27 protein-coding genes are annotated in these 25,934 nt (G+C 69.9%); 11 read left to right on the forward strand and 16 right to left on the reverse strand.

What is annotated here, in order from left to right:
* Nucleotides 1-13: 13 nt before the first annotated feature.
* Nucleotides 14-1,072 (reverse strand): beta-keto acid cleavage family enzyme, encoded by a 1,059-nt coding sequence (locus AC07RM_RS17720; RefSeq protein ID WP_495335359.1) that lies wholly within the window; start codon nt 1,070-1,072, stop codon nt 14-16.
* Nucleotides 1,073-1,115: 43 nt separating this feature from the next.
* On the reverse strand, nt 1,116-1,964 hold the full coding sequence (locus tag AC07RM_RS17725) for a TauD/TfdA dioxygenase family protein (RefSeq protein WP_495335360.1): 849 nt from the start codon (nt 1,962-1,964) through the stop codon (nt 1,116-1,118).
* 156 nt (nt 1,965-2,120) lie between these two features.
* Between AC07RM_RS17725 and AC07RM_RS17730 the strand changes: the two genes are divergently transcribed.
* Nucleotides 2,121-3,113: an AraC family transcriptional regulator gene (locus AC07RM_RS17730; protein WP_495335361.1), complete on the forward strand. Its 993-nt coding sequence runs from the start codon at nt 2,121-2,123 to the stop codon at nt 3,111-3,113.
* Here AC07RM_RS17730 and AC07RM_RS17735 read toward each other — a convergent pair.
* The 5 genes from AC07RM_RS17735 to AC07RM_RS17755 all read right to left on the reverse strand — a co-directional run bounded on the left by AC07RM_RS17735 (nt 3,100) and on the right by AC07RM_RS17755 (nt 6,711).
* Nucleotides 3,100-3,333 (reverse strand): hypothetical protein, encoded by a 234-nt coding sequence (locus tag AC07RM_RS17735; RefSeq protein ID WP_281081207.1) that lies wholly within the window; start codon nt 3,331-3,333, stop codon nt 3,100-3,102. The two genes, AC07RM_RS17730 and AC07RM_RS17735, sit on opposite strands and share 14 nt — an antisense overlap.
* 193 nt (nt 3,334-3,526) lie before the next feature.
* Nucleotides 3,527-3,985 (reverse strand): nuclear transport factor 2 family protein, encoded by a 459-nt coding sequence (locus AC07RM_RS17740; protein WP_398498121.1) that lies wholly within the window; start codon nt 3,983-3,985, stop codon nt 3,527-3,529.
* A 215-nt stretch (nt 3,986-4,200) separates the two neighbouring features.
* Nucleotides 4,201-5,304: a phosphatidate phosphatase App1 family protein gene (locus AC07RM_RS17745; RefSeq protein ID WP_495335362.1), complete on the reverse strand. Its 1,104-nt coding sequence runs from the start codon at nt 5,302-5,304 to the stop codon at nt 4,201-4,203.
* Nucleotides 5,301-5,810: a dihydrofolate reductase gene (locus AC07RM_RS17750; RefSeq protein WP_490875715.1), complete on the reverse strand. Its 510-nt coding sequence runs from the start codon at nt 5,808-5,810 to the stop codon at nt 5,301-5,303. Before AC07RM_RS17750 ends, AC07RM_RS17745 begins: the two co-directional genes overlap by 4 nt.
* A 67-nt stretch (nt 5,811-5,877) precedes the next feature.
* Nucleotides 5,878-6,711 (reverse strand): thymidylate synthase, encoded by an 834-nt coding sequence (locus tag AC07RM_RS17755; protein WP_495335363.1) that lies wholly within the window; start codon nt 6,709-6,711, stop codon nt 5,878-5,880.
* Nucleotides 6,712-6,854: 143 nt separating this feature from the next.
* Here AC07RM_RS17755 and AC07RM_RS17760 point away from each other — a divergent pair, with 143 nt between their 5' ends.
* From AC07RM_RS17760 to AC07RM_RS17785, 6 genes are all read left to right on the forward strand, one after another.
* On the forward strand, nt 6,855-7,394 hold the full coding sequence (locus AC07RM_RS17760; protein ID WP_495335364.1) for a sigma-70 family RNA polymerase sigma factor: 540 nt from the start codon (nt 6,855-6,857) through the stop codon (nt 7,392-7,394).
* The gene (locus tag AC07RM_RS17765; RefSeq protein ID WP_495335365.1) at nt 7,391-8,407 is read left to right on the forward strand and encodes a FecR domain-containing protein; all 1,017 of its coding nucleotides are present in this window, start codon (nt 7,391-7,393) and stop codon (nt 8,405-8,407) included. Before AC07RM_RS17760 ends, AC07RM_RS17765 begins: the two co-directional genes overlap by 4 nt.
* Nucleotides 8,408-8,519: 112 nt before the next feature.
* Complete coding sequence (locus AC07RM_RS17770) at nt 8,520-10,940, forward strand: TonB-dependent siderophore receptor (RefSeq protein ID WP_495335366.1); 2,421 nt, start codon at nt 8,520-8,522, stop codon at nt 10,938-10,940.
* A 24-nt stretch (nt 10,941-10,964) separates the two neighbouring features.
* Nucleotides 10,965-11,591, forward strand: coding sequence for a nitrile hydratase subunit alpha (gene nthA / locus AC07RM_RS17775; protein ID WP_495335367.1), 627 nt, complete (start codon nt 10,965-10,967; stop codon nt 11,589-11,591).
* Nucleotides 11,588-12,247, forward strand: coding sequence for a nitrile hydratase subunit beta (nthB, locus tag AC07RM_RS17780; protein ID WP_495335368.1), 660 nt, complete (start codon nt 11,588-11,590; stop codon nt 12,245-12,247). The genes nthA and nthB overlap by 4 nt, the downstream gene beginning before the upstream one ends.
* Nucleotides 12,244-12,615, forward strand: coding sequence for a nitrile hydratase accessory protein (locus AC07RM_RS17785; protein WP_495335369.1), 372 nt, complete (start codon nt 12,244-12,246; stop codon nt 12,613-12,615). The genes nthB and AC07RM_RS17785 overlap by 4 nt, the downstream gene beginning before the upstream one ends.
* Before the next feature lie 9 nt (nt 12,616-12,624).
* Here AC07RM_RS17785 and AC07RM_RS17790 read toward each other — a convergent pair whose 3' ends face one another.
* Together AC07RM_RS17790 and AC07RM_RS17795 are read right to left on the reverse strand one after the other, a co-directional pair.
* Complete coding sequence (locus AC07RM_RS17790) at nt 12,625-14,061, reverse strand: FAD-binding oxidoreductase (RefSeq protein ID WP_495335370.1); 1,437 nt, start codon at nt 14,059-14,061, stop codon at nt 12,625-12,627.
* The gene (locus AC07RM_RS17795; RefSeq protein WP_093343246.1) at nt 14,058-14,465 is read right to left on the reverse strand and encodes a DUF2069 domain-containing protein; all 408 of its coding nucleotides are present in this window, start codon (nt 14,463-14,465) and stop codon (nt 14,058-14,060) included. Before AC07RM_RS17795 ends, AC07RM_RS17790 begins: the two co-directional genes overlap by 4 nt.
* 76 nt (nt 14,466-14,541) lie before the next feature.
* Here AC07RM_RS17795 and AC07RM_RS17800 point away from each other — a divergent pair, with 76 nt between their 5' ends.
* Nucleotides 14,542-15,753, forward strand: a complete 1,212-nt coding sequence (locus AC07RM_RS17800; protein ID WP_093343245.1) for a YihY family inner membrane protein — start codon at nt 14,542-14,544, stop codon at nt 15,751-15,753.
* A 22-nt stretch (nt 15,754-15,775) separates the two neighbouring features.
* Here the strand turns inward: AC07RM_RS17800 and AC07RM_RS17805 are convergent, their stop codons facing one another.
* Nucleotides 15,776-16,132: an Mpo1-like protein gene (locus AC07RM_RS17805; protein WP_398498111.1), complete on the reverse strand. Its 357-nt coding sequence runs from the start codon at nt 16,130-16,132 to the stop codon at nt 15,776-15,778.
* Nucleotides 16,133-16,233: 101 nt separating this feature from the next.
* Here AC07RM_RS17805 and AC07RM_RS17810 point away from each other — a divergent pair, with 101 nt between their 5' ends.
* Both AC07RM_RS17810 and AC07RM_RS17815 read left to right on the forward strand, forming a co-directional pair.
* Nucleotides 16,234-16,629 (forward strand): thioredoxin family protein, encoded by a 396-nt coding sequence (locus AC07RM_RS17810; protein ID WP_093343242.1) that lies wholly within the window; start codon nt 16,234-16,236, stop codon nt 16,627-16,629.
* A 46-nt stretch (nt 16,630-16,675) separates the two neighbouring features.
* Nucleotides 16,676-17,347, forward strand: a complete 672-nt coding sequence (locus AC07RM_RS17815) for an NAD-dependent epimerase/dehydratase family protein (protein WP_495335371.1) — start codon at nt 16,676-16,678, stop codon at nt 17,345-17,347.
* A 12-nt stretch (nt 17,348-17,359) separates the two neighbouring features.
* Here AC07RM_RS17815 and AC07RM_RS17820 read toward each other — a convergent pair whose 3' ends face one another.
* Both AC07RM_RS17820 and AC07RM_RS17825 read right to left on the reverse strand, forming a co-directional pair.
* The gene (locus AC07RM_RS17820; protein WP_495335372.1) at nt 17,360-18,166 is read right to left on the reverse strand and encodes an alpha/beta fold hydrolase; all 807 of its coding nucleotides are present in this window, start codon (nt 18,164-18,166) and stop codon (nt 17,360-17,362) included.
* Nucleotides 18,167-18,170: 4 nt separating this feature from the next.
* Entirely contained in the window at nt 18,171-19,481 is a 1,311-nt protein-coding gene (locus AC07RM_RS17825; RefSeq protein WP_296778469.1) for an O-acetylhomoserine aminocarboxypropyltransferase, read from the reverse strand.
* Nucleotides 19,482-19,626: 145 nt separating this feature from the next.
* Between AC07RM_RS17825 and AC07RM_RS17830 the strand changes: the two genes are divergently transcribed.
* Nucleotides 19,627-20,076, forward strand: a complete 450-nt coding sequence (locus AC07RM_RS17830) for a CBS domain-containing protein (protein WP_093343237.1) — start codon at nt 19,627-19,629, stop codon at nt 20,074-20,076.
* Between the two features lie 28 nt (nt 20,077-20,104).
* Here the strand turns inward: AC07RM_RS17830 and AC07RM_RS17835 are convergent, their stop codons facing one another.
* From AC07RM_RS17835 to AC07RM_RS17850, 4 genes are read right to left on the reverse strand one after another with little or no spacing between them, the layout of a single operon-like run.
* Nucleotides 20,105-21,658, reverse strand: coding sequence for a sugar ABC transporter ATP-binding protein (locus AC07RM_RS17835; protein WP_208507655.1), 1,554 nt, complete (start codon nt 21,656-21,658; stop codon nt 20,105-20,107).
* Nucleotides 21,655-22,758: an SMP-30/gluconolactonase/LRE family protein gene (locus AC07RM_RS17840; protein ID WP_495335373.1), complete on the reverse strand. Its 1,104-nt coding sequence runs from the start codon at nt 22,756-22,758 to the stop codon at nt 21,655-21,657. Before AC07RM_RS17840 ends, AC07RM_RS17835 begins: the two co-directional genes overlap by 4 nt.
* Nucleotides 22,758-24,872, reverse strand: a complete 2,115-nt coding sequence (locus tag AC07RM_RS17845) for an ABC transporter permease (protein ID WP_495335374.1) — start codon at nt 24,870-24,872, stop codon at nt 22,758-22,760. Before AC07RM_RS17845 ends, AC07RM_RS17840 begins: the two co-directional genes overlap by 1 nt.
* 22 nt (nt 24,873-24,894) lie before the next feature.
* On the reverse strand, nt 24,895-25,917 hold the full coding sequence (locus AC07RM_RS17850; protein ID WP_296778460.1) for a sugar ABC transporter substrate-binding protein: 1,023 nt from the start codon (nt 25,915-25,917) through the stop codon (nt 24,895-24,897).
* Nucleotides 25,918-25,934: the final 17 nt, after the last annotated feature.

A 25,934-nucleotide genomic window follows, 5' to 3' on the forward strand; every position in this document is an offset into this window, starting at 1 on the left:
GGTGCGTGAAGCTTCAGGCGGCCTTGCGCAGGAAGCCCTGCTGGCCGCCGTTGCGGTTGGGCGCGAAGCCGTTGGCTCGCAGCGTCTCTTCCACCGTGTCGTGGAACACGCCGATCTGCGAGATCTCGCGCGCCTGTTGCGCGGTGGCGATCGGGCGGCCGAATTCGCGCGCGATGCGCACCAGTTGCTCGACCTGCGCGGCGGTGCCGATCTTGGCGGTGCGCGACTGGTTCCAGAGGTTGTCCTCGGTGCCGCAGCGCACGTGCAGGCCCATGGCGATGCCCATCATGTTGACCGGCAGCACGTTGAGCACCGAGCTCTCCACCGTGAGCACCGCGCCGTCGGGCACCGCGCGCACGAAGTTGGCGAGGTTGTAGATGTTCGGCGCGTCCATGCCGCCGCCGATCGCGACCCAGTTGAGCACCAGCGGGCCTTTGTAGATGCCGCGGCGCATCAGCCGCTCGACCGACTCGAAGCTGTTGATGTTGTAGCACTGGAAGGCGCTCTGGATGCCCGCGGCCGTCAGGCGGCGGATGTGCTCCTCGGCCCATCCCGGTTGCGCCGGCACCGTCATCTCCTTGTAGGCATTGAAGACGACCGGGTCCTCCATCGAGGTGCCGCGGATGTCGCGCAGGTCGAACTGCTCGAGGATGTTCATCTGCGAGGTGTTGACCGTCACCGTGACCTGGTCCGGCCTGGGGTCGAGCTCGGCCAGCATGTGGCGCGTGTCGTCCGACAGCCACTTGGCGGCCGCGCCCTCGCTCTCGGGCGCGAACGAGATCGAGCCGCCGACCTGGATGATCATCTCGGGCACGCGGGCCCGCACGCCGGCGATCAGCTCGTTGAACTTGGACAGGCGCTTGGAGCCCTTGCCGTCGAGTTCGCGCACATGCAGGTGCAGCACGGTGGCGCCGGCTTCGTAGCAGTCCACCGCCTTCTGGACCTGCTCCTCCATCGTCACGGCGATCTCGCCGGGGAAGTCCGAAGGCAGCCAGGACGGTGCGTAGGGGGCGGCGGTGATGATCAGCGGCTGCTGGTTTTCGGGGAACAGGTGACCGTCTAGGAAGTTCATCGAGGGCTCCGGGGATGCGGGTGGTGCGAAGGGGAAGGGTGGGTCAGGCGGTCGGCGTGCCGACGATGCCGGCGCGTTCCATCTTGCGGTGGCAGGGCGGGTAGTCCATCACCGCGTAGTGCTGCGTGGCGCGGTTGTCCCAGATCGCCACGCTGTCGGGCTGCCAGCGCCAGCGCACCTGGTACTCGGGGATGGCGGCCTGGTTGACGAGGTACTGCAGCAGCGCCGACGCGCCCTGCGTGAAATCCTGGCCGTAGCGCACGTTGGCGGGCGTGTGGAAGTTGGTGAAGTGCGTCGTGAAGCCGTTGACGTACAGCACTCGCTCGCCGGTCTCGGGATGGATGCGCACCACGGGGTGCTCGGCGTCGGGATATCGGGCCTTGAGCGCGAGGCGCTGCGCGATCGGCATCGCCGCGCCGAAGGTGCACTCGATGCTGTGGCGGGCGCGCAGCGGCGCGATCAGCTCCTTCACGTGCTCGGGCAGGCGCTCGTAGGCCAGCGCCATGTTGGCCCACATCGTGTCGCCGCCCACGGGCGGGCACTCGACGCAGCGCAGCACGCAGCCCATCGGCGGTGTATAGCGCCAGCTGGCGTCGGTGTGCCAGCTGTTCTCGTAGCGGTCGTTGGGCGCGTCCGGCGTCTTGTAGATGCGCACCAGCCCCGGGTGCTCCGGATCGCTGCCGGCGACCGGATGGTCCTCCAGTTCGCCGAAGCGCCGCGCGAAGGCCACGTGCTCGGCCCGGCTGATCTTCTGGTCGCGCAGGAACAGCACCTTGTGCCGCAGCAGCAGCGCCCGGATTTCCTCGAACAGGCCGTCGTCCCGGGCCGCATCGGCCAGGCTGACGCCGCTGAGCTGGGCGCCGATGGCGCAGGTCATCGCTTCGATGCGCATGTCTTGTCTCCGTTCTTTTTTGCGGTCTGCCCGCCCCGGCCTCCGGGGTGCGGGCATGGGGCAACTGTAGGAGCGGGCCCTCGGCGGCGCTTTGCATTCGGTGCCAATCGCTGTGCATTTGGTGCCAGAATTCCCGCCATCCTGGAAAGGCTCGGCATGACGGCACTGGTGCGCGCGGCGGCGTTGACGAACTTCTCGGAGGTCGCGCAGGAGCTTGGCCACGACCCCGGCGCGGCGCTGCGCAGGGCCGGACTGCGCGCCAGGATGCTGCGCGAGCCGGACCAGTTGATCGAGGCCGACCGCGTGGCCCGCCTGCTCGAGGACGCGGCGCGCGACACGGGCTGCGAGTCCTTCGGACTGCGCATCGCCGCGCGGCGCCAGCTATCGAACTTCGGGGTGCTCAGCCTGCTGCTGATGCACCAGCCGACCTTGCGGCAGGTGCTGCTCACGCTGATCGAGCACCTGCACCTGCTCAACGAAAGGTTGGCGATCCAGGTCGAGGATGTCGGCAAGCTGGTGCTGCTGCGCGAGGAACTGGCCGTGTCGGTGCCGGCGCGGCAGTCGATCGAGCTCGCGATCGGCGTGCTCTACCGGATGTGCGCGGCCTTGCTCGGCGACCGCTGGCGGCCCGCCAGCGTGAGCTTCAGCCATGGGCCGCCGGCCGATGCGTCCTTTCATCGCCGCTTCTTCCAGTGCCCGGTCGAGTTCGACGGCAGCTTCAACGGATTGGTGTGCCGCGCGGCGGACCTCGACGTGCCCAATCCGGGCGGCGATCCCGTGCTGGCGGCCTATGCGCGCAAGCTGATCGACGCCGTTCCCGGCGAGCGCGAGCGCTCGATCGACCAGGAGGTGCGCAAGGCCATCTACCTGATGCTGCCGGCGGGGCGGGCCACCTGCAAGTCGGTGGCGCAGGGCCTGGGGCTCAGCATGCGCACCTTGCAGCGCCAGCTCGATGCGCGCGAGCTGACCTTCAAGCAACTGGTCAACGACGTCCGTCAGGAACTCGCGCAGCGCTACGTGGCCAATGGCCGCCACAGCCTGGGCGAGGTGGCGGCGATGCTGGGCTACAGCACGCACAGTGCCTTCACCCGCTGGTTCGGCACCCAGTTCGGTTGTTCGCCCGAAGCCTGGCGTGCTACAGCTCGATGAACGCCGAGGTCGCCTTGTTGAGCGCCAGCATGCCCTTGGCCGTGATGCTCTCGACCTGGGCCAACTGGCGGATCGCGCGGCCTTGGGGATGGCGCTCGGACGGGGGAATGAAGGCCGTCACGAGGTCCGCGGCGCGCAGCACGCGCAGCTTGTCGATCTCGGCGGGCGCGTGCACGACGTATGGCAATTTCTGCTCGGCGATCGTCCGAAGAAACTCCATGGACATGTGCCTTCTCCTTGAACGTTGATGGCAATGGGTCCGTGACATTGTGCGCAGAAACTCTTAGGACAGACTAAACCCTGCGCCGCTCGTGCCTATGTCAGCTGGCAGTCCGGCAGTACGGAAGCACTCTTTTTCGTAAAGCGTCGCGCGTGGCGCGGCGCTTCGTTTCCAGCGGTGTCGCGAGCGCCTGTCAGAACATGCCGTTCGAATTGGCGCGCTGGATGTTCGGTGCGAGCCAGGGGACCGAATTCTTCGGATGGCCCACGGGCTGCAGCGTGTCCCAATGCTCGACTGCCTTGCCGTCGGCATCCATCCTGTAGATGTCGACGCCGGCGATCCCGCTGTCTTCGGGATCGTCGTTGAACAGGTTCAGGAATTCCACGTGGGCCCACACGTGGTCGCCGATGGCGGCGATCTTGTGGACCACGACGCGGGCCAGCACGCGCTCCCGGGTGAGCTTGCCGAAGAATTCCCCCAGGGCCTGCGCGCCATCGCCGATCAGGGGGTTGTGTTGGATATAGGCGGCGCTGACGAAGCGGTGCACCGACTCTTCGGCCTTCTTCTGGTTGATCACCAGTTCGTAGAAGCCCAGGATGTTGTTCTTGTTGCGCACGGCGCGGCTGTCGCTCGGGTCGACGAGTTCGATCATGTTTGTTTCTCCCTGCATATGAAGCGTTGATCCATGGAAGGAATCCAGAAAAACTCGTTTCGAAAGTTTTTCTGGAGACCGCCAAGGAAGCTATCACCGCGGTTGGCAGGAAGAGAGGGGCCATCGGCCCCGTGCACGCATCGATCGTGCGGGCCGTCACGATCGGGCATTGGAATTCTTGTGCACCGCAGCGCGAGCACGCCGCGCGCAAGGCTCTAACGCGCGGCCTGGGTCTGCGCCTGCATCGGCCACGCCGTCGTGTCGGGCGCGATGAGGTGCCACATCACCGGGTCGATGCCCTCGAAGGTGGCGCGGTAGCGTTCCGACAGCCGGCCTTCGCCGGTCACGTCGCGGATCACGATGCCGTCGATGCGCCCGGGGTGGTCGCGCAACACCTTGGCGTAGATCTCGGGATCGGCCTCGCCCGAATCGCCGACCAGCACGAAGCGGCGCTGCGGGAAGTCGGCCAGCAGGCGCGCGATCACGCCGAGCTTGTGGGCGCGCGAATCCTCGTCGCCCGGGATCAGCGTGCGCCAGGTCGTGCTCTCGCGCAGGTGCATGCTGCCGGGCGGAAAGCCCGCTTCGCGCACGAACTCCGCGAGCGGCGGATAGAGCTGGATCGGGCTGGCCGACAGGTAGTGGAAGCGCGTGTCGGGCGCACTCGCGAGCGCGCGGTACCAGCCGGCCATGTGGGGCGCGGGCTCGAAGCGGCGCGCGAAGGTGTTGAGCAGCATCTCGCGCCGCTCGCGCACCTGGGTGCGCTTGATGGTGTCGTCGATGTCCGAGATCACCGACAGGCCCTGCGCCGGCACGATCAGCGCGCGGCCGCGGAAGCGGTGCAGCAGCTCGCCGGGGCCGGTAACCGCGTGGAACTCGAGCCACTGCTGCGCGGGCGACAGCCGCGGCACCTCGATCACCTGCCGCACGTTGACGCGGCCATCGGCGCCCGAGGGCGGCATGGTCTTGCGCCCGGGGCTGCCGTCGAATTCCACGTCGAACACCTTGCCGTCCTCCGACTCGGCATGGAACAGCGCGGTGCGCTGGTTGAAGCGCAGCTGCGCGGCCGGCGAGAGCTTCTTGAGGTTGAGCCCGAGATAGCGCGCGAATGCGGCATTGAGCCCCCAGCGGCGCTCGCGCTCGTAGACCCAGGCATGGATGTCGACCTCGAGCCGGCCGTCGTCGGTGGGCCGCGCCGTGCCGTTCATGAACAGCGCCTCCTCGTCGGGCTCCATCGGCTCGGCCGCCAACGCAGGCGTGATGCCGCCGGCCGCCAACGCCGCGCCGGCCAGCAGCGTGCGCCGGCGCAACGCCAGTGTCATGCGCCGGCCGTGACGCGCTCGTACGTCACGAAGCTGAAGGCCAGGCCGTCCTTGGCCGACACGTGCGACTCGCGCTGCGTCTCGCGCCAGGCGCTGGCGTCGAGCACCGGCGCGAAGGCGTCGCCCTCGTAGTCGCGCGCGATCTCGGTGACCAGTGCGCGCCGCGCGAAGGGCTCGGCCTCGGCATAGATCTGCGCGCCGCCGATGACCCAGACATCGGGCGCCTCGAGCCGCTCGCAGACCTCGATGGCCTCGCGCAGGCTGCCCGCGCGCTGCGCGCCCTCGGCCTGCCAGCCGGCCTGGCGCGTGACCACGATGTTGCGGCGCCCCGGCAGCGGCCGGAAGCGCGGCGGCAGCGAGTCCCAGGTCTTGCGGCCCATGATGACCGGCGCGCCCAGCGTGCGCGCCTTGAAGTGCGCCATGTCCTCGGGCAGGTGCCAGGGAATGGTGTTGGCGGCGCCGATGACGCCGTTGGCGGCGCGCGCGAAGATGAGGTTGAGGTTCATGGAGCGCAAAGCAGGTTCGAAACCGGCCGATTCTGACCGCATCCGCGCCCGCCCGGCCCCGAATGGTTCAGACGGCCACCGGCGCCTTGATCGGGTCGTGGTGCCGGTAGTCCTCGAACGCGAAGTCCTCGTACTGGTAGTCGAAGATCGAGTCGGGCTTGCGCTTGATGCGCAGCGTGGGGTAGGGGTAGGGCTCGCGGCTCAGTTGCAGCGCGACCTGCTCGGCGTGGTTGCTGTAGATGTGGCAGTCGCCGCCGGTCCAGATGAAGTCGCCGACGTCGAGGTCGCACTGCTGCGCCATCATGTGCGTGAGCAGCGCATAGCTCGCGATGTTGAAGGGCACGCCGAGGAAGATGTCGGCGCTGCGCTGGTAGAGCTGGCAGCTGAGCCGGCCGCGCTCGCCGTCGTTCTGCGGCGGCGCCACGTAGAACTGGAAGAAGGCGTGGCAGGGCATCAGCGCCATCTTCGAGAGCTCGGCCACGTTCCAGGCGCTCACGATGATGCGGCGCGAATCGGGGTTGGACTTGAGCGTCTTCACGACCTCGGCGATCTGGTCGATGTGGCCGCCGTCGGGCGTGGGCCAGCTGCGCCACTGCACGCCGTACACCGGGCCCAGGTCGCCGTCCTCGCGCGCCCACTCGTCCCAGATGGTGACGCCGCGTTCCTTGAGCCAGTTGTTGTTGCTCGAGCCGGTCAGGAACCACAGCAGCTCCTGGATGATGGACTTCACGTGCACCTTCTTCGTGGTGACCAGCGGGAAGCCCTCGTTGAGGTCGAAGCGCATCTGGTGGGCGAACACGCTCTTGGTGCCGGTGCCGGTGCGGTCGCTCTTGTACACGCCGTGGGTGTCGACGTGGCGCATGAAGTCTTCGTACTGGGAGCGGATGGGGCGTTGGGTCATGGCGGTGGAGGGCGGCGGCAACGGCGCGCCCGGGACGGCGGGGCTGGAGCCCCGAATCTTATTCGGATGAGGGGCCGGCGGCTGGCCGGGCAGGCCAAGACTATAAGATGAGAACTATTCTCAACATTCCGCAAGCGCAACCCGTGTCCGCCCCGGCCCTCGACGACAGCCTCCAGGTGCTCTACCGCAGCCATCACGGCTGGCTGCAGGCCTGGCTGCGGCGCCGGCTGGGCTGCGCCGAGGATGCCGCCGACCTCGCGCACGATGCCTTCGTGCGGCTGCTGGCCGCGCGGCCGCCGCAGGCGGCGCCGGTCGAGATGAAGGAGCCGCGGGCCTACCTGACGACGGTGGCGCGCGGCCTGCTGATCGACCGCTTCCGCCGCGCCGACCTCGAGCGCGCCTACCTCGCCGACCTCGCGGCGCTGCCGCCGGCCCTCTATCCCTCGCCCGAGGAGCAGTTGCAGGCGGTGCAGGCGCTGCGCGCGCTCGATGCGCTGCTCGCGAGCCTCACGCCCAAGACCCGCGCCGCCTGGCTGCACAGCCGGCTCGACGGCATGACCCATGCCGAGATCGCGGCGCAGCTCGGCGTGTCGGTGCCGCGGGTGCGGCAGTACCTGGCGACGGCCGCGCGCCGCGGCTACGAATTGCGTTTCGGTGCCGTGCTACCGGCATCGGCGGCATGAGCGCGCAGGCCTCGGCCTCGCTGCCGGTGTCCGCAGCCGTGCTCGACGCGGCGATCGGCTGGCAACTGCGCATGGGCTCGGGCGAGGCCGACGCGCGCGATGCCGAAGGCCTGCGCCGCTGGCTCGACGCGCATGCCGACCACCGGCGTGCCTGGGCCCAGCTCGGCGAGCTCGATGCGCAACTGGCGCCCGCGCGCAGCGACGCCGTGCGTTCGGCGCTGGTGCGCCGCGGCGCGGCGCGGCGCTGGAAGCAGTCCGCGGGCGTGCTGGGCCTGCTGGCCGCGCTGCTGCTGGGGCTGGTCGCGGTCGACCGCTTCGAGCCGCTGGCCACCCTGAGCGCCGACTACCGCACCGGCACCGGCGAGCGCCTCACCGTGGTGCTGCCCGACCGCAGCGTGCTGCACCTCGACACCCGCAGCGCGGTCGACCTGGCCTTCGATGGCAGCCGGCGCGCGATCGTGCTGCGCGCGGGCGAGATCGCCATCGAGACCGCCCATGGCGACGCGGCCGAGCAGCGTCCCTTCGTCGTGCTGACGCCCGAGGGCAGCCTGCGCGCGTTGGGCACGCGCTTCGTCGTGCGCCGGCTCGACGACGGCGCCGGCACCCGGCTCACGGTCACGCAGTCCGCGGTGGCGGCACGGCCGGCCACCTGCGCGGCCGATCCGGCGCAGGCCTGCGAGGGCGAACGCATCGTGCAGCAGGGCCAGAGCCTGGAACTGCGCGCCGACGGCGCCGGCACTCCCGGCCCCGCGCGCCCCGACACCGATGCCTGGAAGGACGGCATGCTGGTGGTCGACGACCAGCCGCTGTCCGAGGTGGTGGCCGAACTCGCGCGCTACCGGCCCGGCCACCTCGCGGCCGACCCGCGCGTGGCCGGCCTGCGCGTGACCGGCACGCTGCCGCTGGACGACACCGACAAGGCGCTGCTGGCGCTCACCGCCGCGCTGCCGGTCGAGCTGGTGGGCGGCACGCGCTGGTGGCTGCGCGTCGAGCCGAGGCAGGCGCCACGCTGAAGCCTGGATCAGGGCGGCGCCGGATTTTTTTCGGCCATCCCCTCTCACTTTTCGAAGCTCGTCCGGCAAGCAGGAAGAGAACCCTCGTCCTTCCCCTGCCTGGAGTCCCGCCTTGTCCTCGTCCTTCCCGTTCCGTCCGACCCCGCTCGTCGCCGCGCTGCTGTTCGCCACCGCCATGCCGGCCCTGCTGCCGACAGCAGCCCGCGCGCAGGCGCAGGCCGCCCCCGTGCTGCGCGACTACGACCTGCCGCCCGGCCCGCTCGGCGCCACGCTCAACCGCATCGCGCGCGAGGCCGGGCTGGCGCTGACGGTCGATGCCGCGCTGGTCGGCCAGCGCGCCTCGGCGCCGGTGCGCGGCCGCTACGACGCGCCGCAGGCGCTGCGTCGCGCGCTGGCCGACAGCGGCCTCGAGCTGCTGCCGACCGACGCGGGCGGCTACACCGTGCGCGCGGGCGCGCCGGCCGCGCCGCAGGTGGTGGCGCCCGCGCCGTCCGCCATGCTCGCCGAGGTGCGCGTGAATGCCGAGCGCGGCGCCGCCGGCGGACCGGCCGACGGCTACATCGCGCGCCACAGCACGGCCGGCACCAAGACCGACACGCCGATCCTCGAGACGCCGCAGTCGATCTCGGTGGTCACGGCCGAGCAGATCGAGGCCCAGCAGCCCACCAGCCTCGTCGACGCCTTCAACTACACGGCCGGCGTGAGGCGCTCGGAAGGCGCCGACCGCACCACCGACTCGTTCGTGATCCGCGGCTTCCAGGCCGGCGCCGGCACGGGCAGCCTCTACCGCGACGGCTCGAAGTTCATGGTCAACGCCTACGACGGCCAGCAGGAGCTCTACGGGCTCGAGCGCGCCGAGGTGCTCAAGGGCGCGGCCTCGCTGCTCTACGGCACGGCCGCGCCCGGCGGCGTGGTCAACACCGTCACCAAGCAGCCCACGGCCGAGCCGCTGCGCGAGCTGGGCGTGGAGCTCGGCAACCGCGACCGCCGCCAGATCAAGGGCGACTTCGGCGGCAAGCTCGACGAGCAGGGCACGCTGACCTACCGCCTCACGGGCCTGGTGCGCGACAGCAACACCTTCATCGACCACGTGCCCGACGACCGGCGCTTCCTGTCGGGCGCGATCCGCTGGCAGCCGAGCGCGGCGACCTCGCTCACGCTGCAGGCCGAGTACCTGCGCAACCGCACCGACTACGTGTACGGGCTGGCCGGCGGCGTCACGATCCTGCCGAACATCCACGGACCGGTGCCGAGCAGCCGCTACACCGGCACGCCGGGGCGCGACCGCTACGCCGGCACCAACACCGCCGTCGGCTACCGTTTCGAGCATGCCTTCAGCGATCGCCTGAAGCTGCGCCACAGCGCGCATGCCTTCCGTTCGGAGGTCGACTTCCCGAGCACCGCCGCTGCCGGCGTGAGCCCCGACGGCGCCAGCTCCACCTTCCATGAGTCCTACGACCGCCGCGACCGCTCGCGCGCGCGCACCACCGACACCTCGCTCGAGTACCGCGTCGACACCGGCCCAGTCGCGCACACGCTGCTGGCCGGCGTGGACACCACCTACCAGTCCTACACCACGCGGCGCGCGTCGCGCGAGATCGCCACGCAGTTCAACTACTACGCGCCGAACTACGTCTACGTCGCGGGTGCGCCGGTGCCGAACACCTACTTCCCCGACATGGCCGGCAATGCCACCGGGCTGTACCTGCAGGACCAGATGAAGATCGCCGGGCGCTGGGTGGTGGTGCTCGGTGCACGGCACGACCGCGTGACCGATCGCCAGGTGCCGGTCGACGGCGAGACCCCGAACTCGAAGGAGAAGACCTCGGCCACCACCGGCCGCGCGGGCCTGGTCTACCTGGCCGACAACGGCCTCGCGCCGTTCGCGAGCTTCAGCCAGTCGTTCCAGCCGCAGAGCGGCGTCGACCGCATGGGGGCGCGCTTCGAGCCCACGCGCGGCGAGCAGTACGAGCTCGGCCTGCGCTACCAGCCGCCGGGCAGCGACACCCTGCTGAGCGCCGCCGTCTACCAGCTCAGGCAGCAGAACGTGCTGTCGACCGACCCCGTCGACACCGGCTTCTCGGTGCAGACCGGCGAGGTGCGCTCGCGCGGGCTGGAGATCGAGCTGCGCACGCGCATCGGCCGCTCCGCCAGCCTGATCGCCGCCTATGCCTACACCGACGCGCGCGTCACCGCCGACACCACCGCCGCCAACGTCGGCAAGCGGCGCGGCAACGTGCCCTACAACACCTTCTCGGCCTGGGGCGAGTACGACTTCGGCGCGGCCGGCGCGCCGGGCCTGCGCGCGGGGCTGGGCGTGCGCTACGTGGGCGCCTCCACCGGGCTCTACGTGAACGGCATCGTGCCCTCGTACACCGTGTTCGACGCGATGGTGTCGTACGACACGGGCCACTGGCGCTATGCGTTCAACCTCACGAACCTGGCCGACAAGGCCTACATCGCCTCGTGCACCTACGGCTGCTTCTACGGCGAGCGGCGCAAGGCGGTGGCGTCCGCGACCTACCGCTGGTAGGTCGCAGCGCTTAGCATGAGGGGCATGAGCGAACACACCCATGCCCACGGCGATGACCACAGCGAGCTCGACGAGATGGACCTGCGCGTGCGTGCGCTCGAGAGCGTGCTCACCGAGAAGGGCTACATCGAGCCGGCCGCGCTCGACGTGCTGATCGACACCTACCAGACCCGCATCGGCCCGCGCAACGGCGCGCGCGTGGTGGCCAAAGCCTGGGTCGACCCGGCCTTCCGCGACTGGCTGCTGGCCGACGCCACCGCGGCCATCGCCTCGCTGGGCTACACCGGCCGCCAGGGCGAGCACATGGTGGCGGTGGCCAACAGCGACGATCAGCATCACATGGTGGTCTGCACGCTGTGCAGCTGCTACCCGTGGCCGGTGCTGGGCCTGCCGCCCACCTGGTACAAGAGCGCCCCCTACCGCTCGCGCGCGGTGCGCGACCCGCGCGGCGTGCTCACGGACTTCGGCACCGTGCTGCCCGAGACCACGCGCATCCGGATCTGGGACTCGACCGCGGAGGTGCGCTACCTCGTGATTCCGCAGCGGCCCGCGGGCACGGAGCACCTGGGCGAGGAGGAACTCGCGGCGCTGGTGTCGCGCGATTCGATGATCGGCACCCGGTTCGCCGATGCGCCGGGGAGCCCGGTATGAATTACCAGACCCAGGCCGACCTCGGCGGCCGCACCGGCTTCGGCGCGGTGCAGCCCGAGCCCGAGGGCGAGCTGTTCCATGCCGACTGGGAGCCGCGCGCGCTCGCGCTGGTGCTCGCGATGGGCGCCACCGGTTCATGGAACATCGATGCGAGCCGCGCCGTGCGCGAGACCTTGCCGCACTACCTGCAACTGAGCTACTACCGGATCTGGCTCGCGGCGCTCGAGCGGCTGATGATCGAGCGCGGCCAGCTGTTCGAGGACGAGATCGCGCAGGGCCGCATGCTGCATGCGCCCGCGCCCGTCAAGCGCGTGCTGCAGGCGGCCGACGTGGCCGCGGTGCTGGCCAGGGGTTCGCCCACCGAACGGCCGGCCGCGGCGCCCGCGCGCTTCGCGATCGGCCAGGCGGTGCGCATGCGCGCGGGCCGCGTCGACCATCACACGCGGCTGCCGGGCTATGTGCAGGGGCGGCGCGGCACCATCGAGCGGCTGCATGGCGCGCACGTGTTCGCCGACAGCAATGCGCAGGGCGCGGGCGAGGCGCCGCAGTGGCTCTACACGGTGGTGTTCGAGGAAGCAGAGCTCTGGGGCTCGCAGGCGCAGCAGCTCTCGGTGTCGGTCGATGCCTGGGAAAGCTATCTGGAGGCGGCCGAATGACGCAGTACCCCGACGGGATGCTGGCCCCTGGCATGCCACGCGACGCCGACGGCCCGGTCTTCGGCGCGCCCTGGCAGGCGCAAGCATTCGCGATGACGCTGGCGCTGCACGAGAAGGGCCTGTTCAGCTGGAGCGAGTGGGCCGAGACCCTGGCCACGCAGATCCAGGCCGCGCAGGCCGCGGGCGACCCCGATGCGGGCGATACCTACTACCGGCACTGGCTCGCCGCGCTCGAGACGCTGGTGGCGCGCAAGGGCGCGAGTTCGCACGACGAGCTGGCGCGCTACCGCGAGGCCTGGGACCACGCGGCCGACCGCACGCCGCACGGGCAGCCGATCGAGCTGAGGCCTGGCGACTTCGGGCACTGAGGCGCCCGTTCAGACCCGGATCACCCGCCCCGGATTCAGGATGTTCTTCGGATCCAGCCCACGCTTGATCGCGCGCATCATCTCCAGCGCCACCGGCGACTTGTGCTTCTCGAGCGTGTCGACCTTGAGCGAACCCACGCCGTGCTCGGCCGAGAACGAACCGCCGAACTTCTCGACCGCCTCGTAGACCAGCGTGTTGATGCGGTCTTCCTCGTTCTTCAGGAAGGCCTTGGTATCGACGTTCTCGGGCGCCTGCACGTTGTAGTGCAGGTTGCCGTCGCCCAGGTGGCCGAAGTTCACCAGCCGCACGCCGGCGATCTCGCGCGCCAGCAGCGCGTCGGTCTCGGCCACGAAGGCCGGGATGCGCGAGACGGGGATCGAGATGTCGTGCTTGATGTTCAAGCCTTCCTCGGCCTGCGCGAGCGGGATGCTTTCGCGGATGTGCCAGAGCTGGTGCGCCTGCGCGAGGTTCTCGGCCACCACGGCGTCGGTCACGCAGCCGTCCTCGAAGGCCGTTTCGAGCAGGGCCTCGAAGCGCGCGCGCGCATGGTCCTCCGATTCGCTGTCGGAGTTCTCGAGCAGCACGCAGTAGGGCACGTTCTCGTCGCCGATGAAGGGCACGCGCAGCTGCGGCATGTGCTTGTCGACCAGGCTCAGCGCGAACTTGCCCATCACCTCGAAGCCCGTGAGGCCCGGGCCCAGCTGCTTGTGGGCCAGGCCCAGCAGCGTGACCGCGTGGTCGAGCGAGGGCACGGCGGCCCAGGCCGTGAGTTGCGCGGCCGGTAGCGGATAGAGCTTCATCGTGGCGGCCGTGATGATGCCCAGCGTGCCCTCGCTGCCGACGAACAGGTCGCGCAGGTCGTAGCCGGTGTTGTCCTTGCGCAGGCCGCTGGTGCCGTGCCAGATCTCGCCCTGCGGCGTGACCACTTCCAGGCCCAGGCACAACTCGCGCGTGTTGCCGTAGCGCACGACCTGCGTGCCGCCGGCATTGGTCGCGAGGTTGCCGCCGATGGTGCAGCTGCCCTCGGCCGCGAGGCTCAGCGGGAACAGGTAGCCGGCCTTCTCGGCGGTCTCCTGCAGGGTCTGCAGGATGCAGCCCGACTCCACCGTCATCGTGAGGTTGGCCGCGTCGATCTCGCGGATGGCGTTGAGCCGCTGCAGGCTCAGCACCACCTGCGTGCCGCTGTCGTCGGGAATGGAGCCGACCGCCAGGCCGGTGTTGCCGCCTTGCGGGATCACGGCGGTGCCGGCCTCGGCGCAGGCCTTGACCACCTCGGCCACCTGCTGTGTGTCGGCCGGGCGCACCACGGCCAGCGCCTTGCCGCGCGAGCGCTTGCGCCAGTCCTGTTCGTAGGCCGTGAGGTCGCCCTCGTTGAGCAGGTGGTTGGCGCCGACGATGGCGCGCAGCCGCTCGAGCAGGGCGGCGGAAGAAGCGGAAGTGGTCATGGGGTGGAAGCCTCCAGGGGACGGGCGGCGGCCTTGGCGTGGCGCAGCCGCAGGCGGACGTGCCAGGCGCAGGCGACGAAGAGCACGAGGCACAGCAGCACCTCGACCAGCGCGAGCAGCTGGCTGATGCCGTTGGTGTCGCTCCAGGCGCGCACCACGCCCTCGGTGAAATAGAGCCAGACCATCAGGCTGACCCAGCGGTAGGTGTACATGCGGTTCTTCAGCAGGCCGGCCAGCGGGATCGCGAGCGGCAATACCTTGAGCGCCATCAGCGAACCGCCGGGGCGCAGCGGCGCCAGCCAGAGTTCCCAGGCCAGGCCCAGCACGATCAGGCCGACGAGGCTGCCGACCGCGAGCCAGCGGGTGGCGGCGACGGAGGAGGGCGGGGGCGAGGCGATGGGCACGGGCGGGCGACGGTGAAGAAGGACAGGGGATGCGATCCCGGGGGCGCCGCGTGGCGAAACGGAAAAGGCGGATGGCATGATACCGGCCATGAATCGTCGTCAGCTCTGGAGGGATCTCTCCCGTTTCCCCTGGCGAAACACCGCCGCGGTGCTCAGCGAGCGTTTTCGCGAAGACCGCCTCGGGCTCACGGCCAGCAGCCTGACCTTCACCACCACCATCGCGATGGTGCCGTTCTTCACGGTGGCGCTCGCGCTGTTCACCGTGTTCCCGATGTTCGCCAAGATGCAGGGCCGCCTGCAGCGCTGGCTGATCGAGAGCCTGATCCCCGAGAACATCGCGCGCCAGGTGCTGGGCTACCTCAACCAGTTCGCGAGCAAGGCCAGCGGCCTGGGGATCGCGGGCCTGATCGTGCTGCTGATCACCGCCATCGCGCTGATCCTCACCATCGACAAGACGCTCAACAACGTCTGGCGCGTGCGCTCGCCGCGGCCCTTCGCGCAGCGGGTGCTGATCTACTGGGCCACGATCACGCTCGGCCCGCTGATCCTGGCGGTGAGCCTGTCCACCACCTCCTACGTGTTCGCGGCCTCGCGCGACGTGGTCGGCGTGAGCGTGGTCAAGCTGTTCTTCGACGCCTTCGAGTTCGTGCTGCTGGCCGCCGGCATGGCCTCGCTCTACCACTACGTGCCCAACACCAACGTGCGCTGGTCGCATGCCTGGGCCGGCGGCGTGTTCGTGGCGGCGGCGATCGAGATCGCCAAGCGGGTGCTGGGTTACTACCTGAGCCTGGTGCCGACCTACTCGGTGCTCTATGGCGCCTTCGCCACCTTCCCGATCCTGCTGGTGTGGATCTACGTGGCCTGGGTCATCGTGCTGCTGGGCGCGGTGATCGCGGCCTACCTGCCGAGCATCCTGACCGGCGTGGCCCGGCGCGGCGGCGGCGCCGGCTGGCCGCTGCAGCTCGCGATGGAGGTGCTGCAGCAGCTCGCCAGGGCCCGCGCGACGCCCGAGAAGGGCGTGGGCGCGGCGCGTCTGGTGGCCTCGATGCGGGTCGATGCGCTGCAGCTGGTGCCGGTGCTCGAGACCCTGGTGGCGCTCGACTGGATCGCGCCGCTGGCCGAGGACGGCGATGGCGGCGATCCGCGCTACGTGCTGCTGGCCGATCCGTCGACGCCGATCGAGCCGCTGCTCGAGGCGCTCCTGATGCCCAAGGCCGAGCCGCTCGAGGACCTGTGGCAGAAGGGGCCGCTGCGCTCGCTGCGGCTGGGTGACGTGCTATTGATCTAGGAGCAATCCGGGGCAGGAAGGCTCAGATCTTGACCCGCCCCAGCCAGATGTCGCGGTACATCGCCCAGTCGCCCATGAAGCTGTAGAGCGGCCGCTTGAACGAGGCCGGCTTGTTCTTCTCGAAGCCGAAATGCCCGACCCAGGCGAAGCCGTAGCCGACCAGCAGTCCGGCCAGCAGCCACAGCGGATTGAGCGTCAGCACCAGCATCGCGAGGCAGGCCAGCGACAGCGTGGAGCCCGCGAAATGCAGCCGCCGGCAGGTGCGGTTGGCGTGTTCGGTCAGGTAGAAGGGATAGAACTCCGCGAAGCTCTTGAACTGGCGCGGATCGACGCTCGCGGGCGCGGCGCTGCCAGGGGTGGTGGCGGTGGAGGTGTTCATCGTGCGTCTCCTGCGCCCCGGAGGGGCTTTGTCCATAATAGCCACGACCTTCCGGGCGCACCACCCGGGTCTTTCTTCCCCCTTCTGCCCACGTACGAGCCTTGAGCGCCCTGCCTTCCACCCCCGATTCCGCCGTGCCGGCCGGCGGCGCGCCCTGGGTCGTGTGCCTGTGCGCCGAGTGGTGCGGCACCTGCCGCGACTACCGGCCGCTGTTCGAGCAGGTGGCGCGCGCGCATCCCGGGCTGCGCTTCGCCTGGGTCGACATCGAGGACCATGCCGACATCGCCGACGAGTTCGACGTCGAGACCTTCCCGACCCTCCTGGTGGCCGATGCCGCGGGCACGCGCTTCCTCGGTCCGCTGCTGCCGCATGCCGAGACGCTGTCGCGCATGCTGACCGCGCTGCCGGCGCCCCAGCCCTCGAGCCTGCATGCCGAGCTGATGGTGGCGGTGCTCGAGAAGAAGCCCGCGCTCTTTACAGTGCCGCGGGCGGCCTGATCTACTCGGCCTGTCCACACACGCGGCCCGCGGGGCCGGCCCTCCCATGAAAGTCCTCGTCTTCGGCGCCACCGGCATGGTCGGTTTCGGCGTGCTGCGCGAATGCCTGCTCGCTCCCGACGTGGCGGAGGTCGTGGCCGTCGGCCGCCGGCCCAGCGGCCAGCAGCATCCCAAGCTGCGCGATCTCGTGCTGAGCGACATGTACGACTACACGGCGGTCGAGCCGCAACTCACGGGCTTCGACGCCTGCTTCTTCTGCCTCGGCGTGTCCTCGGTCGGCATGAAGGAGGACGCGTACCGGCGCGTGACCTACGACCTCACGCTGGCCGCCGCCACCGTGCTCGCGCGGCTCAACCCGCAGATGACCTTCGCCTACGTGACCGGCTCGGGCACCGACAGCAGCGAGCGCGGCCGCAGCATGTGGGCGCGCGTGAAGGGCGCGACCGAGAACGCGCTGCTGAAGCTGCCGTTCAGGGCCGCCTACATGTTCAGGCCCGGCGCGATCCAGCCGCTGCACGGCGCCAGCACGAAGACGCCGATGTACAAGGCGGGCATCGTGCTGCTGACGCCGGTGTTCGGGCTCGCGCGGCGGCTGTGGCCGCACCTGGTGACCACCACCGAGAACATGGGGCTCGCGATGCTGGCGGTGGCGCGGCACGGGGCGCCCAAGCAGGTGCTCGACCCGGTCGACATCAACGACCTGGCCGCGCGCGGCTAGCGCGGCTTCGCTTCAGCGCGAGACGAAATCCCGCAGCGCGAACAGCACCGCGTCGGGCGCCTCGCTCATCAGCGCGTGGCCCGCGTGCACCGTCACCGTCCGCCCGTCGCGTGCCTTGGCGGCCAGCGCCTTCACGGCGCGCGGCGGCGTCATCTGGTCGGCGTCGCCGAGCAGGAACAGCACCGGGCACTGCAGCTTCTCCATCGCCGCCTCGCCGCCCGCATAGTCGTTGCAGGCCTTGAAGCCGACGTGGAACACGTTGACCTCGCGGTTGCTCGCGAGCACGCGGCGCATCAGCGCGCGCGAGCTGCCGTAGAGCCAAGTGCCCGGGCCGAGTGCCGAGGGCGGCGGCGCCAGCAGCGCATGCGAGAAGGTGTTGACCATCGCGATCGCGCGCTGCGGGTCGTTGAGCGAACTCTCGAGCAGCGCCGGCGACACCACCATCGGGTAGGCGCTGCCGACCATCGCCAGGTGCGTCACGCGCTCGGGCGCGCGCGCGGCCGCCTCCAGCGCGATCAGCGAGCCGAAGCTGTGGCCGATCAGCGCCGCCTTCCGCACGCCCGCCGCGTCGAGCAGCGCGAGCACGAACTGCGCGGCCTCCTCGACGCTGGCTGGCGGCGGGCCCTCGCTCTTGCAGTGGCCCGGCAGGTCGACCGCGAGCACGTTCCAGCCGTGGTTGGCGAACCAGCGGCTCTGCAGGATCCAGACGCTGTGGTCGTTGAGCACGCCGTGGACGAAGACCACGGTGGGCCTGGCGGCATCGAAGGGCTTGCCGCCCGTGTAGCAGTAGGTGGCGTGGCCGTTGACGGTGTAGTGCATGGTCTCAGGCCCCCGCTTTCTCGGCCGCCTTCAGCGCGCGCTTCAGGTCGTCGATCAGGTCGGCCGGATCCTCGAGGCCGATCGACAGCCGGATCGTGCCCTGCGAGATGCCCGCGCCCGCGAGCGCCTCGTCGGTCATGCGGAAGTGGGTGGTGCTGGCCGGGTGGATCACCAGGCTGCGGCAGTCGCCCACGTTGGCCAGGTGGCTGAAGAGCTTGAGCGATTCGATGAAGGCCTTGCCCTGGGCGCGGCTGCCCTTGATGTCGAAGCTGAACACGGCGCCCGCGCCGCGCGCGCCGTGGCGCAGCAGCTTCTGCGCCAGGGCATGGCTCGGATGCGACTCGATCAGCGGATGGCCCACGCGCGAGACGAAGGGATGGGTGGCGAGGAACTCGACGATCTTCTGCGTGTTGTCGATGTGGCGCTCCATGCGCAGCGGCAGGGTCTCGATGCCCTGCAGGATCAGCCAGGCGGTGTGCGGGCTCATCGCGGCGCCGAAGTCGCGCAGGCCCTCGCGGCGCGCGCGCAGCAGGAAGGCGCCGACCGTGCTCTCCTCGCTGAACACCATGTTGTGGAAGCCGTCGTAGGCCTGGGTCAGCTCGGCGAATTTGCCCGATTTCTCCCAGTCGAAGCTGCCGCCGTCGACCACCACGCCGCCGATCACCGTGCCGTGGCCCGAGAGGAACTTGGTGGCCGAGTGGTAGACCAGGTCGGCGCCGAAGTCCAGCGGCTTGATCAGGTAGGGCGAGGTCAGGGTGGAGTCGACCAGCAGCGGCACGCCGGCCTCGTGCGCGATCTCGGCCACGGCCGGGATGTCGAGCACGTCGAGGCCGGGGTTGCCCACGGTTTCGCCGAAGAACAGCTTGGTCTCGGGTCGCGCCGCGGCGCGCCAGCCGTCGAGGTCGCCGGGCTTGACGAAGGTGGTCTCGATGCCGAAGCGGCGCATCGTGTAGTGCAGCAGGTTCTGCGAGCCGCCGTACAGCGCGGTGCTGGCCACGATGTGCGAGCCCGCGCCCATCAGCGTGGCGATGGAAAGGTGCAGCGCCGCCTGGCCGCTGGCGGTGGTGATCGCGCCGATGCCGCCCTCGAGCGCCGACACCCGCTGCTCGAGCACCGCGTTGGTCGGGTTGCTGATGCGCGAATAGACGTGGCCCGAGCGCTCGAGGTTGAACAGGGCGGCCGCATGGTCGCTCGACTCGAAGACGAAGGAGGTGGTCAGGTGGATCGGCACCGCGCGCGCGCCGGTCGTGGGGTCGGGCGAGGCGCCCGCGTGCAGCGCGAGGGTGTCGAAACCGGGGTCGGAATAGCCGGGCATGGGGTCCTTTCTGAAGCGGCGCTAGGGGCCGGTTGCGTCCGCTGCGTGACAGCGCTAAACCGGGCCGTGGAGGTCGGCGCCGATTGTGGGCTATATTCAAAAAAGGCAGGCCGCCAGGAAAGACAGAGTCCGAGAGGAGCACACGATGAAAGTCACCGACATCCTTCGCGTCAAGGGCAACACGCTCTTCACCATCACGCCAGACGATCTGCTGGCCGAAGCAGTCAAGACGATGGCGGACAAAGACATCGGTTCCCTCGTCGTCATGGAGCATGGCGACCTGGTCGGCATGCTGACCTTCCGGGAAGTGATCGTGGCCATCGTCGCCAACGGCGGCCAGGTCGGCGGCACGCTGGTGCGCAAGGCCATGGACGACGCCCCCGTCACCTGCACCCTCGAAACCGACCTCGATGAGATCCGCCGCATCATGCTCGAGCGCCATGCCCGCTACATGCCGGTGATGGACCGGCGCATGCTGATGGGCGTGATCAGCTTCTACGACGTGGCCAAGGCCGTGGTCGATGCGCAGAACTTCGAGAACAAGATGCTCAAGGCCTACATCCGCGACTGGCCGGCGGAAGACGAGAAGAACTGAAGCCGCCGCAACGCGGCGATCGGCGCGGTCAGTGGATGGCCGCGTACATGATCGCCTCCTGCGTCGCCTCGGTGGCGGAAAACTCCGTCACCACCTTGCCCTGCTTGGCCACGAGGATGCGGTCCGACAGCGCCATCACCTCGGGCAGGTAGGAAGAAATCACCACCACCGCCTTGCCGGCGTCGGCCAGCCGGTTGATCTCGGCGTGGATCTCGGCGATGGCGCCCACGTCGACCCCGCGCGTGGGCTCGTCGAAGATCACGATGTCGGGTTCCTGCACCAGCGACTTGGCGATCACCACCTTCTGCTGGTTGCCGCCCGACAGCTCGATCACCTTCACGTCCTTGCCGATCGCGCGCACATTGAGCAGCCGGCTCCAGTGTTCGCCCACCGAACGTGCCTTCGCGCCCGACACCAGCCCGCGCGCGCCGGCCAGCTTGCCCTGCAGCCCCATGTAGATGTTCTGCGCGATCGACATGGTCTCGAAGAAGCCCTCGAACTTGCGGTCCTCGGTGATGTAGGCGATGCCGTCGCGCACCGCCTGGCGCGCCACCCGGTAGCGAACCGGCCTGCCGCGCAGCAGGATCTCGCCGCCATGGAAGAAGTCGCGCTTGATCAGCCCGGCCACCACCTTGAAGGTCTCGGTGCGGCCCGCGCCCACCAGGCCGAACACGCCCGTGATCTGGCCCGCGAACACCGACAGCGAGTTGTTCTTGACCATCGCCGCCATGCGCAGGTTGCGCACCGACAGCAGGCACTCGCCCTGCGGCCGCACGTGGGTCTTCTTCTGCCCGTAGAGCGTCTGCGAGAGATCGCGTCCCACCATCGCCTGCACGATGCGCTCGCGGTCGAAGTTGGCCTTGTCGTCGGTCACCACGTGGCGGCCGTCGCGCAGCACCGTGATGCGGTCGGCCAGCAGCAGCGCCTCCTCGAGCGCGTGCGAGATGAAGATCACCGACACGCCGCGCGCCTTGAGGTCGAACACCAGGTCGAAGAAGTACTTCTTCTCCTCGGGCGTGAGGCTGGCCGTGGGCTCGTCGAAGATGATGATGCGCGCCTTGTGCAGCACCGCGCGCGCGATCTCCACCATCTGCTTCTTGGCCGCGCCGAGCATGCCCACGGTGGCGGTCGGGTCGACGTCGAAGTTCAGCGACTGCAGGAACTGCTGCGCCGAGATGTAGACGCCGCGCAGCCGGTTGAAGAAGGACTCCTGCCCCAGGAACAGGTTCTGCGCCACCGTCATCGTCGGCACCAGGCTGGTTTCCTGGAACACCATCGCGATGCCCTCGTGGCGCGCCTCCAGCGGCGTGCGCAGCTGCACCGGCCGGCCTTCCACCAGCATCTGGCCCGCGCTCAGCGGCACCACGCCGGCCATCACCTTGGTCAGCGTCGACTTGCCGGCGCCGTTCTCGCCGAGCAGCGCATGGATCTCGCCGCGGCGCAGCGTGAAGTCGACCGCCTCGATGGCGGGCACGCCCGCGTATTTCTTGGTCGCCTGGCGCAGTTCGAGCATGGTCTCGACCGCGGCCGGCGCGCCCGGCTCGGCGGCCACGGTGTCGGCGGTGGTATCGCGGGCATTCATCGCGCGGCTCCCTGTTCCTCGGCGGTCATGCGCACCCGCAGCAGCCGGCCGCCGCCCTTCGAGGCCGCGAACAGCGCGCCCCCATGCTCGGCCACCGCGGTGATGCCGTGGTGCCGGCCGTCGACCTGGCTGTGCAGCGAAGACACGACCTGGCCCTGCGCATTCACGCGCACCACCAGCCCGTAGGAGCGCGGCGGCGCCCAGGGCTTGAGCACGCCCATCTGCTTGACGCCCGCGCCCTGCAGCGGCTCGAGGAAGCTGTGGCCCGACGAGAGCGCCGGCGCGATCCAGTAGCGCGGATCGATCTCGGCCACCATGCGGCGCCGGTAGGCCTCCTCGCGCAGCACGAATTCAACCAGCTGCGTGCGGCAGACGAAGCAGCTGAGCCAGAAGCCGCCGCCGGCCGCCGCAGCCATGCGCGAGGGATAGCCGGGCAGGTCGGCCACGCGCGGCGCGCTGCCGTTCGGCCCCAGCGCGAGCACGCGGTGCGCCCAGCTCTCGCCGACCAGCACCGTGCCGCCGGCCTGCGGCAGCACGCCGAAGGCATGGCGCAGCCCGGCCGCGAGCTGCTGCGCGGCACCGCCGCCCGGCGCCCAGGCGCAGGCGCGGCCGCTTGCGCCGTGCGCCATCAGGTCGTGGCACCAGCGTTCGGGCGCATGCTCGGCCGAGCCCTCGGTCAGCAGCCAGCGCCGTCCGGCTTCGTCCCAGGCCAGCGCATTGACGCAGCGCAGCGCGCGGCCGCCGGCCTCCGCGAGCGTGTGGGCGGTGGCGCCGTCGGGCGCGAGCAGCAGCACCTGCGCGCCGCCGAGCGCCAGCGCGAGCCGTCCGCCGGGCGCCGCCGCCAGTGCGGTGATCGGGCGTTCGAAGCGCCGCACCTCGGCGGGCGCGCCACCGTCGAGCCGGTACAGCGCGTGTCCGGCCGCGATCCACAGCACGCCGTCGGCCACCGCGAGGTCATCGATGTCGGCGAGCTCGGCCACCACCTCGGCGTTGTCGAGCGCACGGTTGGGCTTGAGCACGCCGTCCATCACCGGCACCGTGATGGCGGCGCTGCCGCGCCCGAGCAGGCGGTCGGTGAAACCGCGAAGGGTGTCGAGCATCAGGCTGTCCTCCAGCGCCGTTCGTACTGCACGAAGTCGGGGTCGGCGCCCTCGAGCTTGTAGCGGCCGATGCGGTTGTTCGAGATGCCGCCCAGGTAGAGGTGGCCGCGGTGCTCGCGCATCGAGGTGATCATCGGGTGGTTCTCGCCGCCCAGGTCCCACAGCGTCTCGAGGATCTCGCCGGCCTCGCTGAACTTGAGCACGCAGCCGGTGTTGATGTTGGGGAACAGCCATTCGTCCACCGGCACGCGCGTGGCCATGCGGCGGCGAAAGCCCGGCATGCGCATCGCGAGGTCGTAGGCCGGGCAGCGCATGCCCACCAGCGCGAGCCAGTAGTGGCCGTCGGAGGCGAGGTTGATGTTGTCGGGATAGCCCGGCAGGTTGTCGATCACCATCTGCACCTGGCCGGCCTTCGGCCCGTCGAACCAGTAGCGCTTGATGCAGCAGCCCCAGGTCTCGGCGAACAGGATCGACTGGCCGTCGCTCGCGATCGCGATGCCGTTCGGAAAGCGCAGCCCGCGCAGCACGGTGCGCGTCGAGCCGTCGCGCGGATCGAAGCAGACGATGCGTCCGTTGCCGCGCGCCTCCAGCCCGTCGACCGGCCACTCGTGCATCTCGTAGCGCACCGTGGCCTCGCTGAAGAAGATGCGGCCGTCGTCGGCGATGTCGAGGTCGTCGGCCAGCCGCAGCCGGCTGTCGTCGTTGATCGAGGTCCAGCTGCGGTTGGTCTCGTCGGTCACGCGCTCGACCTTGCGCTCGGGCGTGACGCGGTACAGGCCCATGCCGCCCACGCACACGTGCAGGTTGTCCTCGCGGTCGAAGGCCAGGCCCAGCGGCTGGCCGCCGATGTGGGCATAGACCTCCATGCGCTCGTAGTCGGGCGCGAGGAAGCGGATCACGTCGCCATGGCGCGAGCCGGCATAGAGGTTGTCGTCGCGGTCGAGGATCACGTCCTCGGGCGATTCGATGCGGCCCAGGCCGATCAGCGTGACGTCGCGCAGCTTGTTGTTGACCGCGTAGACGCCCGCGCCATCGCCGCTGCTGGCCGGGGCCGGCGGCAGCGCGAAGTAGGTCGGGCTCACGTAGACCTTGCTGATGATGCGCTGGCGGTTCTTGAGCCAGCGCACGTCGATCACGGCCGCCAGCACCAGGATCGCGGCCAGCACCATGCGGATCACGCCGCCGGGCGCCGACATCGAGGTCAGGCCGTTGGTGATCAGCAGCACCAGCAGCGTGCCCACCAGCGCCTTGGCGACCGAGCCGCGCCCGCCGCCCAGGCTGATGCCGCCGAGCACCGCGGCCGTGAGCACCAGCACCTCCATGCCCACGCCGATGTCGGCACCGGCCGTGGCCAGCCGCGAGGCGAAGAAGCAGCCGGCCGCGCCGCACAGCGTGCCCGAGGCCACGTAGCACAGCGCCACCGTGCGCCGCACCGCGATGCCGCTGTTGTAGGCCGAGCGGCGCGAGCCGCCGATGGCCATGATGTGCCAGCCCGCGCGCAGCCGCGTGAGCAGCACATGGCCCGCGATCGCCACCGCCGCGTAGGCCCAGGCCACCGTCGGCAGGCCCAGCAAGGTGCCGTTGCCCAGGAAGTCCCAGGCCGGCGAATCGGGCAGCGAGCCCGCGATCGCGGTCGAGTACTGCAGGCTCAGGATCTCGTAGAACGAGCGGAAGATGATCAGCGTGATGAGCGTGGTGAGGAAGGCGCGCAGCCGCAGGTAGCCGATCAGCACGCCGTTGACCGTGCCCAGCAGCGCGCCGAAGGCCAGCGTGGCCAGCACCGACGCGCCCACCGGCCACTTCAGCACGTGCATGCACATCAGCGCGCAGAAGTTGGTGAGCGCGAAGATGGAACCCACCGACAGGTCGATGCCGCCCACGATCATCACCAGCGCCAGGCCGAGCACGATGAAGCCGATCTCGCCGGCCTGCCGCAGCGTGTCGGCCAGCACCACCGGCGACCAGAAGTTGCCGATGAGCTGGCCCGAGGCCAGCAGCACCGCCACCAGCAGCAGCACCGGGATCGCGGTCTCGGTCCAGCGCTTGGACAGGATCTCGCCGACCCAGTGGTCGGGCCACCAGCGGTAGCGCAGGCGCGTCAGGGTCTCGTTCATCGGTGCGGCTCCGGCGGGGCGGTCACTTGGCGGCGGTGAGCTTCCAGCAGGTGCCGTCGGCACCCGCGTTCTCCTTCGTGATCGGGATCAGCGTGGTGTAGATGTTCTGCTTGGCCGCGCCGGGCTTCATGCCGCCCTGCACCAGCCACTTGATCATCGCGGCCATGTTGGCGGCCTGCGTCGGCACGTCGTAGCTCACGTCGAGGTCGAAGGCGCCCGACTTGACCTGGTCGCAGGCGCCTTTCTGCTCGCCGCCGCCCGAGGTCGCGAGGTAGACCTTGCCGGTCAGGCCCGCTTCCTTGATGGCGGCCGCGGTGCCGATGTCCATGCCGTCCCAGAAGCCGACGATGCCACACAGGTCGGGGTTCTGCTTGAGCACCGTCTGCGTCAGGCCCTTGGCCTTGGCCGCGTCCCAGTCGGCGGCCTGGTTCGACACCACCTTGATCTGCGGGTTCTTCGCCAGCACGTTCTCCACGCCCTTGAGCGTGTAGGCGCTGGTGGCCGCGGTCGGCGCGCCCTGCACGATGGCGATCTTGTTCGACTTGCCCTTGCAGGCCTGCACCACGGCCTCGGCATTGCGCTCGCCCACGTCGACCCAGTCGGCGCCCACGAACACGGTCGAGGGCTGCACCGAGCGCATGTTGATCTGCACCACGTAGATGCCGTCTTCCTCGGCCTTCTTGATCAGCTTGGCGTAGGTCTGCACGTCGGGGTTGTGGATCACGATCACCGCGGGCTTCTCGGCCATCAGCGCGGTGAAGGCCTGCGCGCCGGCGTTGGTGTTCCAGTTGGGATCGCGCGCCACCACCTTCATGCCGGCGGGCTCGAGCTCCTTCTTGAGGCCGTTGTACCAGCCCTGCGCGAGGTCGAAGCCCATGGCCACCGGGATGTAGCCCACGGTCTTGCCGGCCAGCGCCTTCTTGTAGCCGTCGCGGAAGGGCTCGTCGAGGCCCTTGCCCTGGGCGGCCGCGTGTTGCGAGGCGGCCAGCGCCAGCGCGATGCCCGCGAGCTTCGCGGATGCGGCGAGTGTGCGAACGAAGTGCATTGCATGTCTCCTTTTTT

It is taken from the genome of Variovorax sp. GW821-FHT09B05, assembly GCF_059418265.1.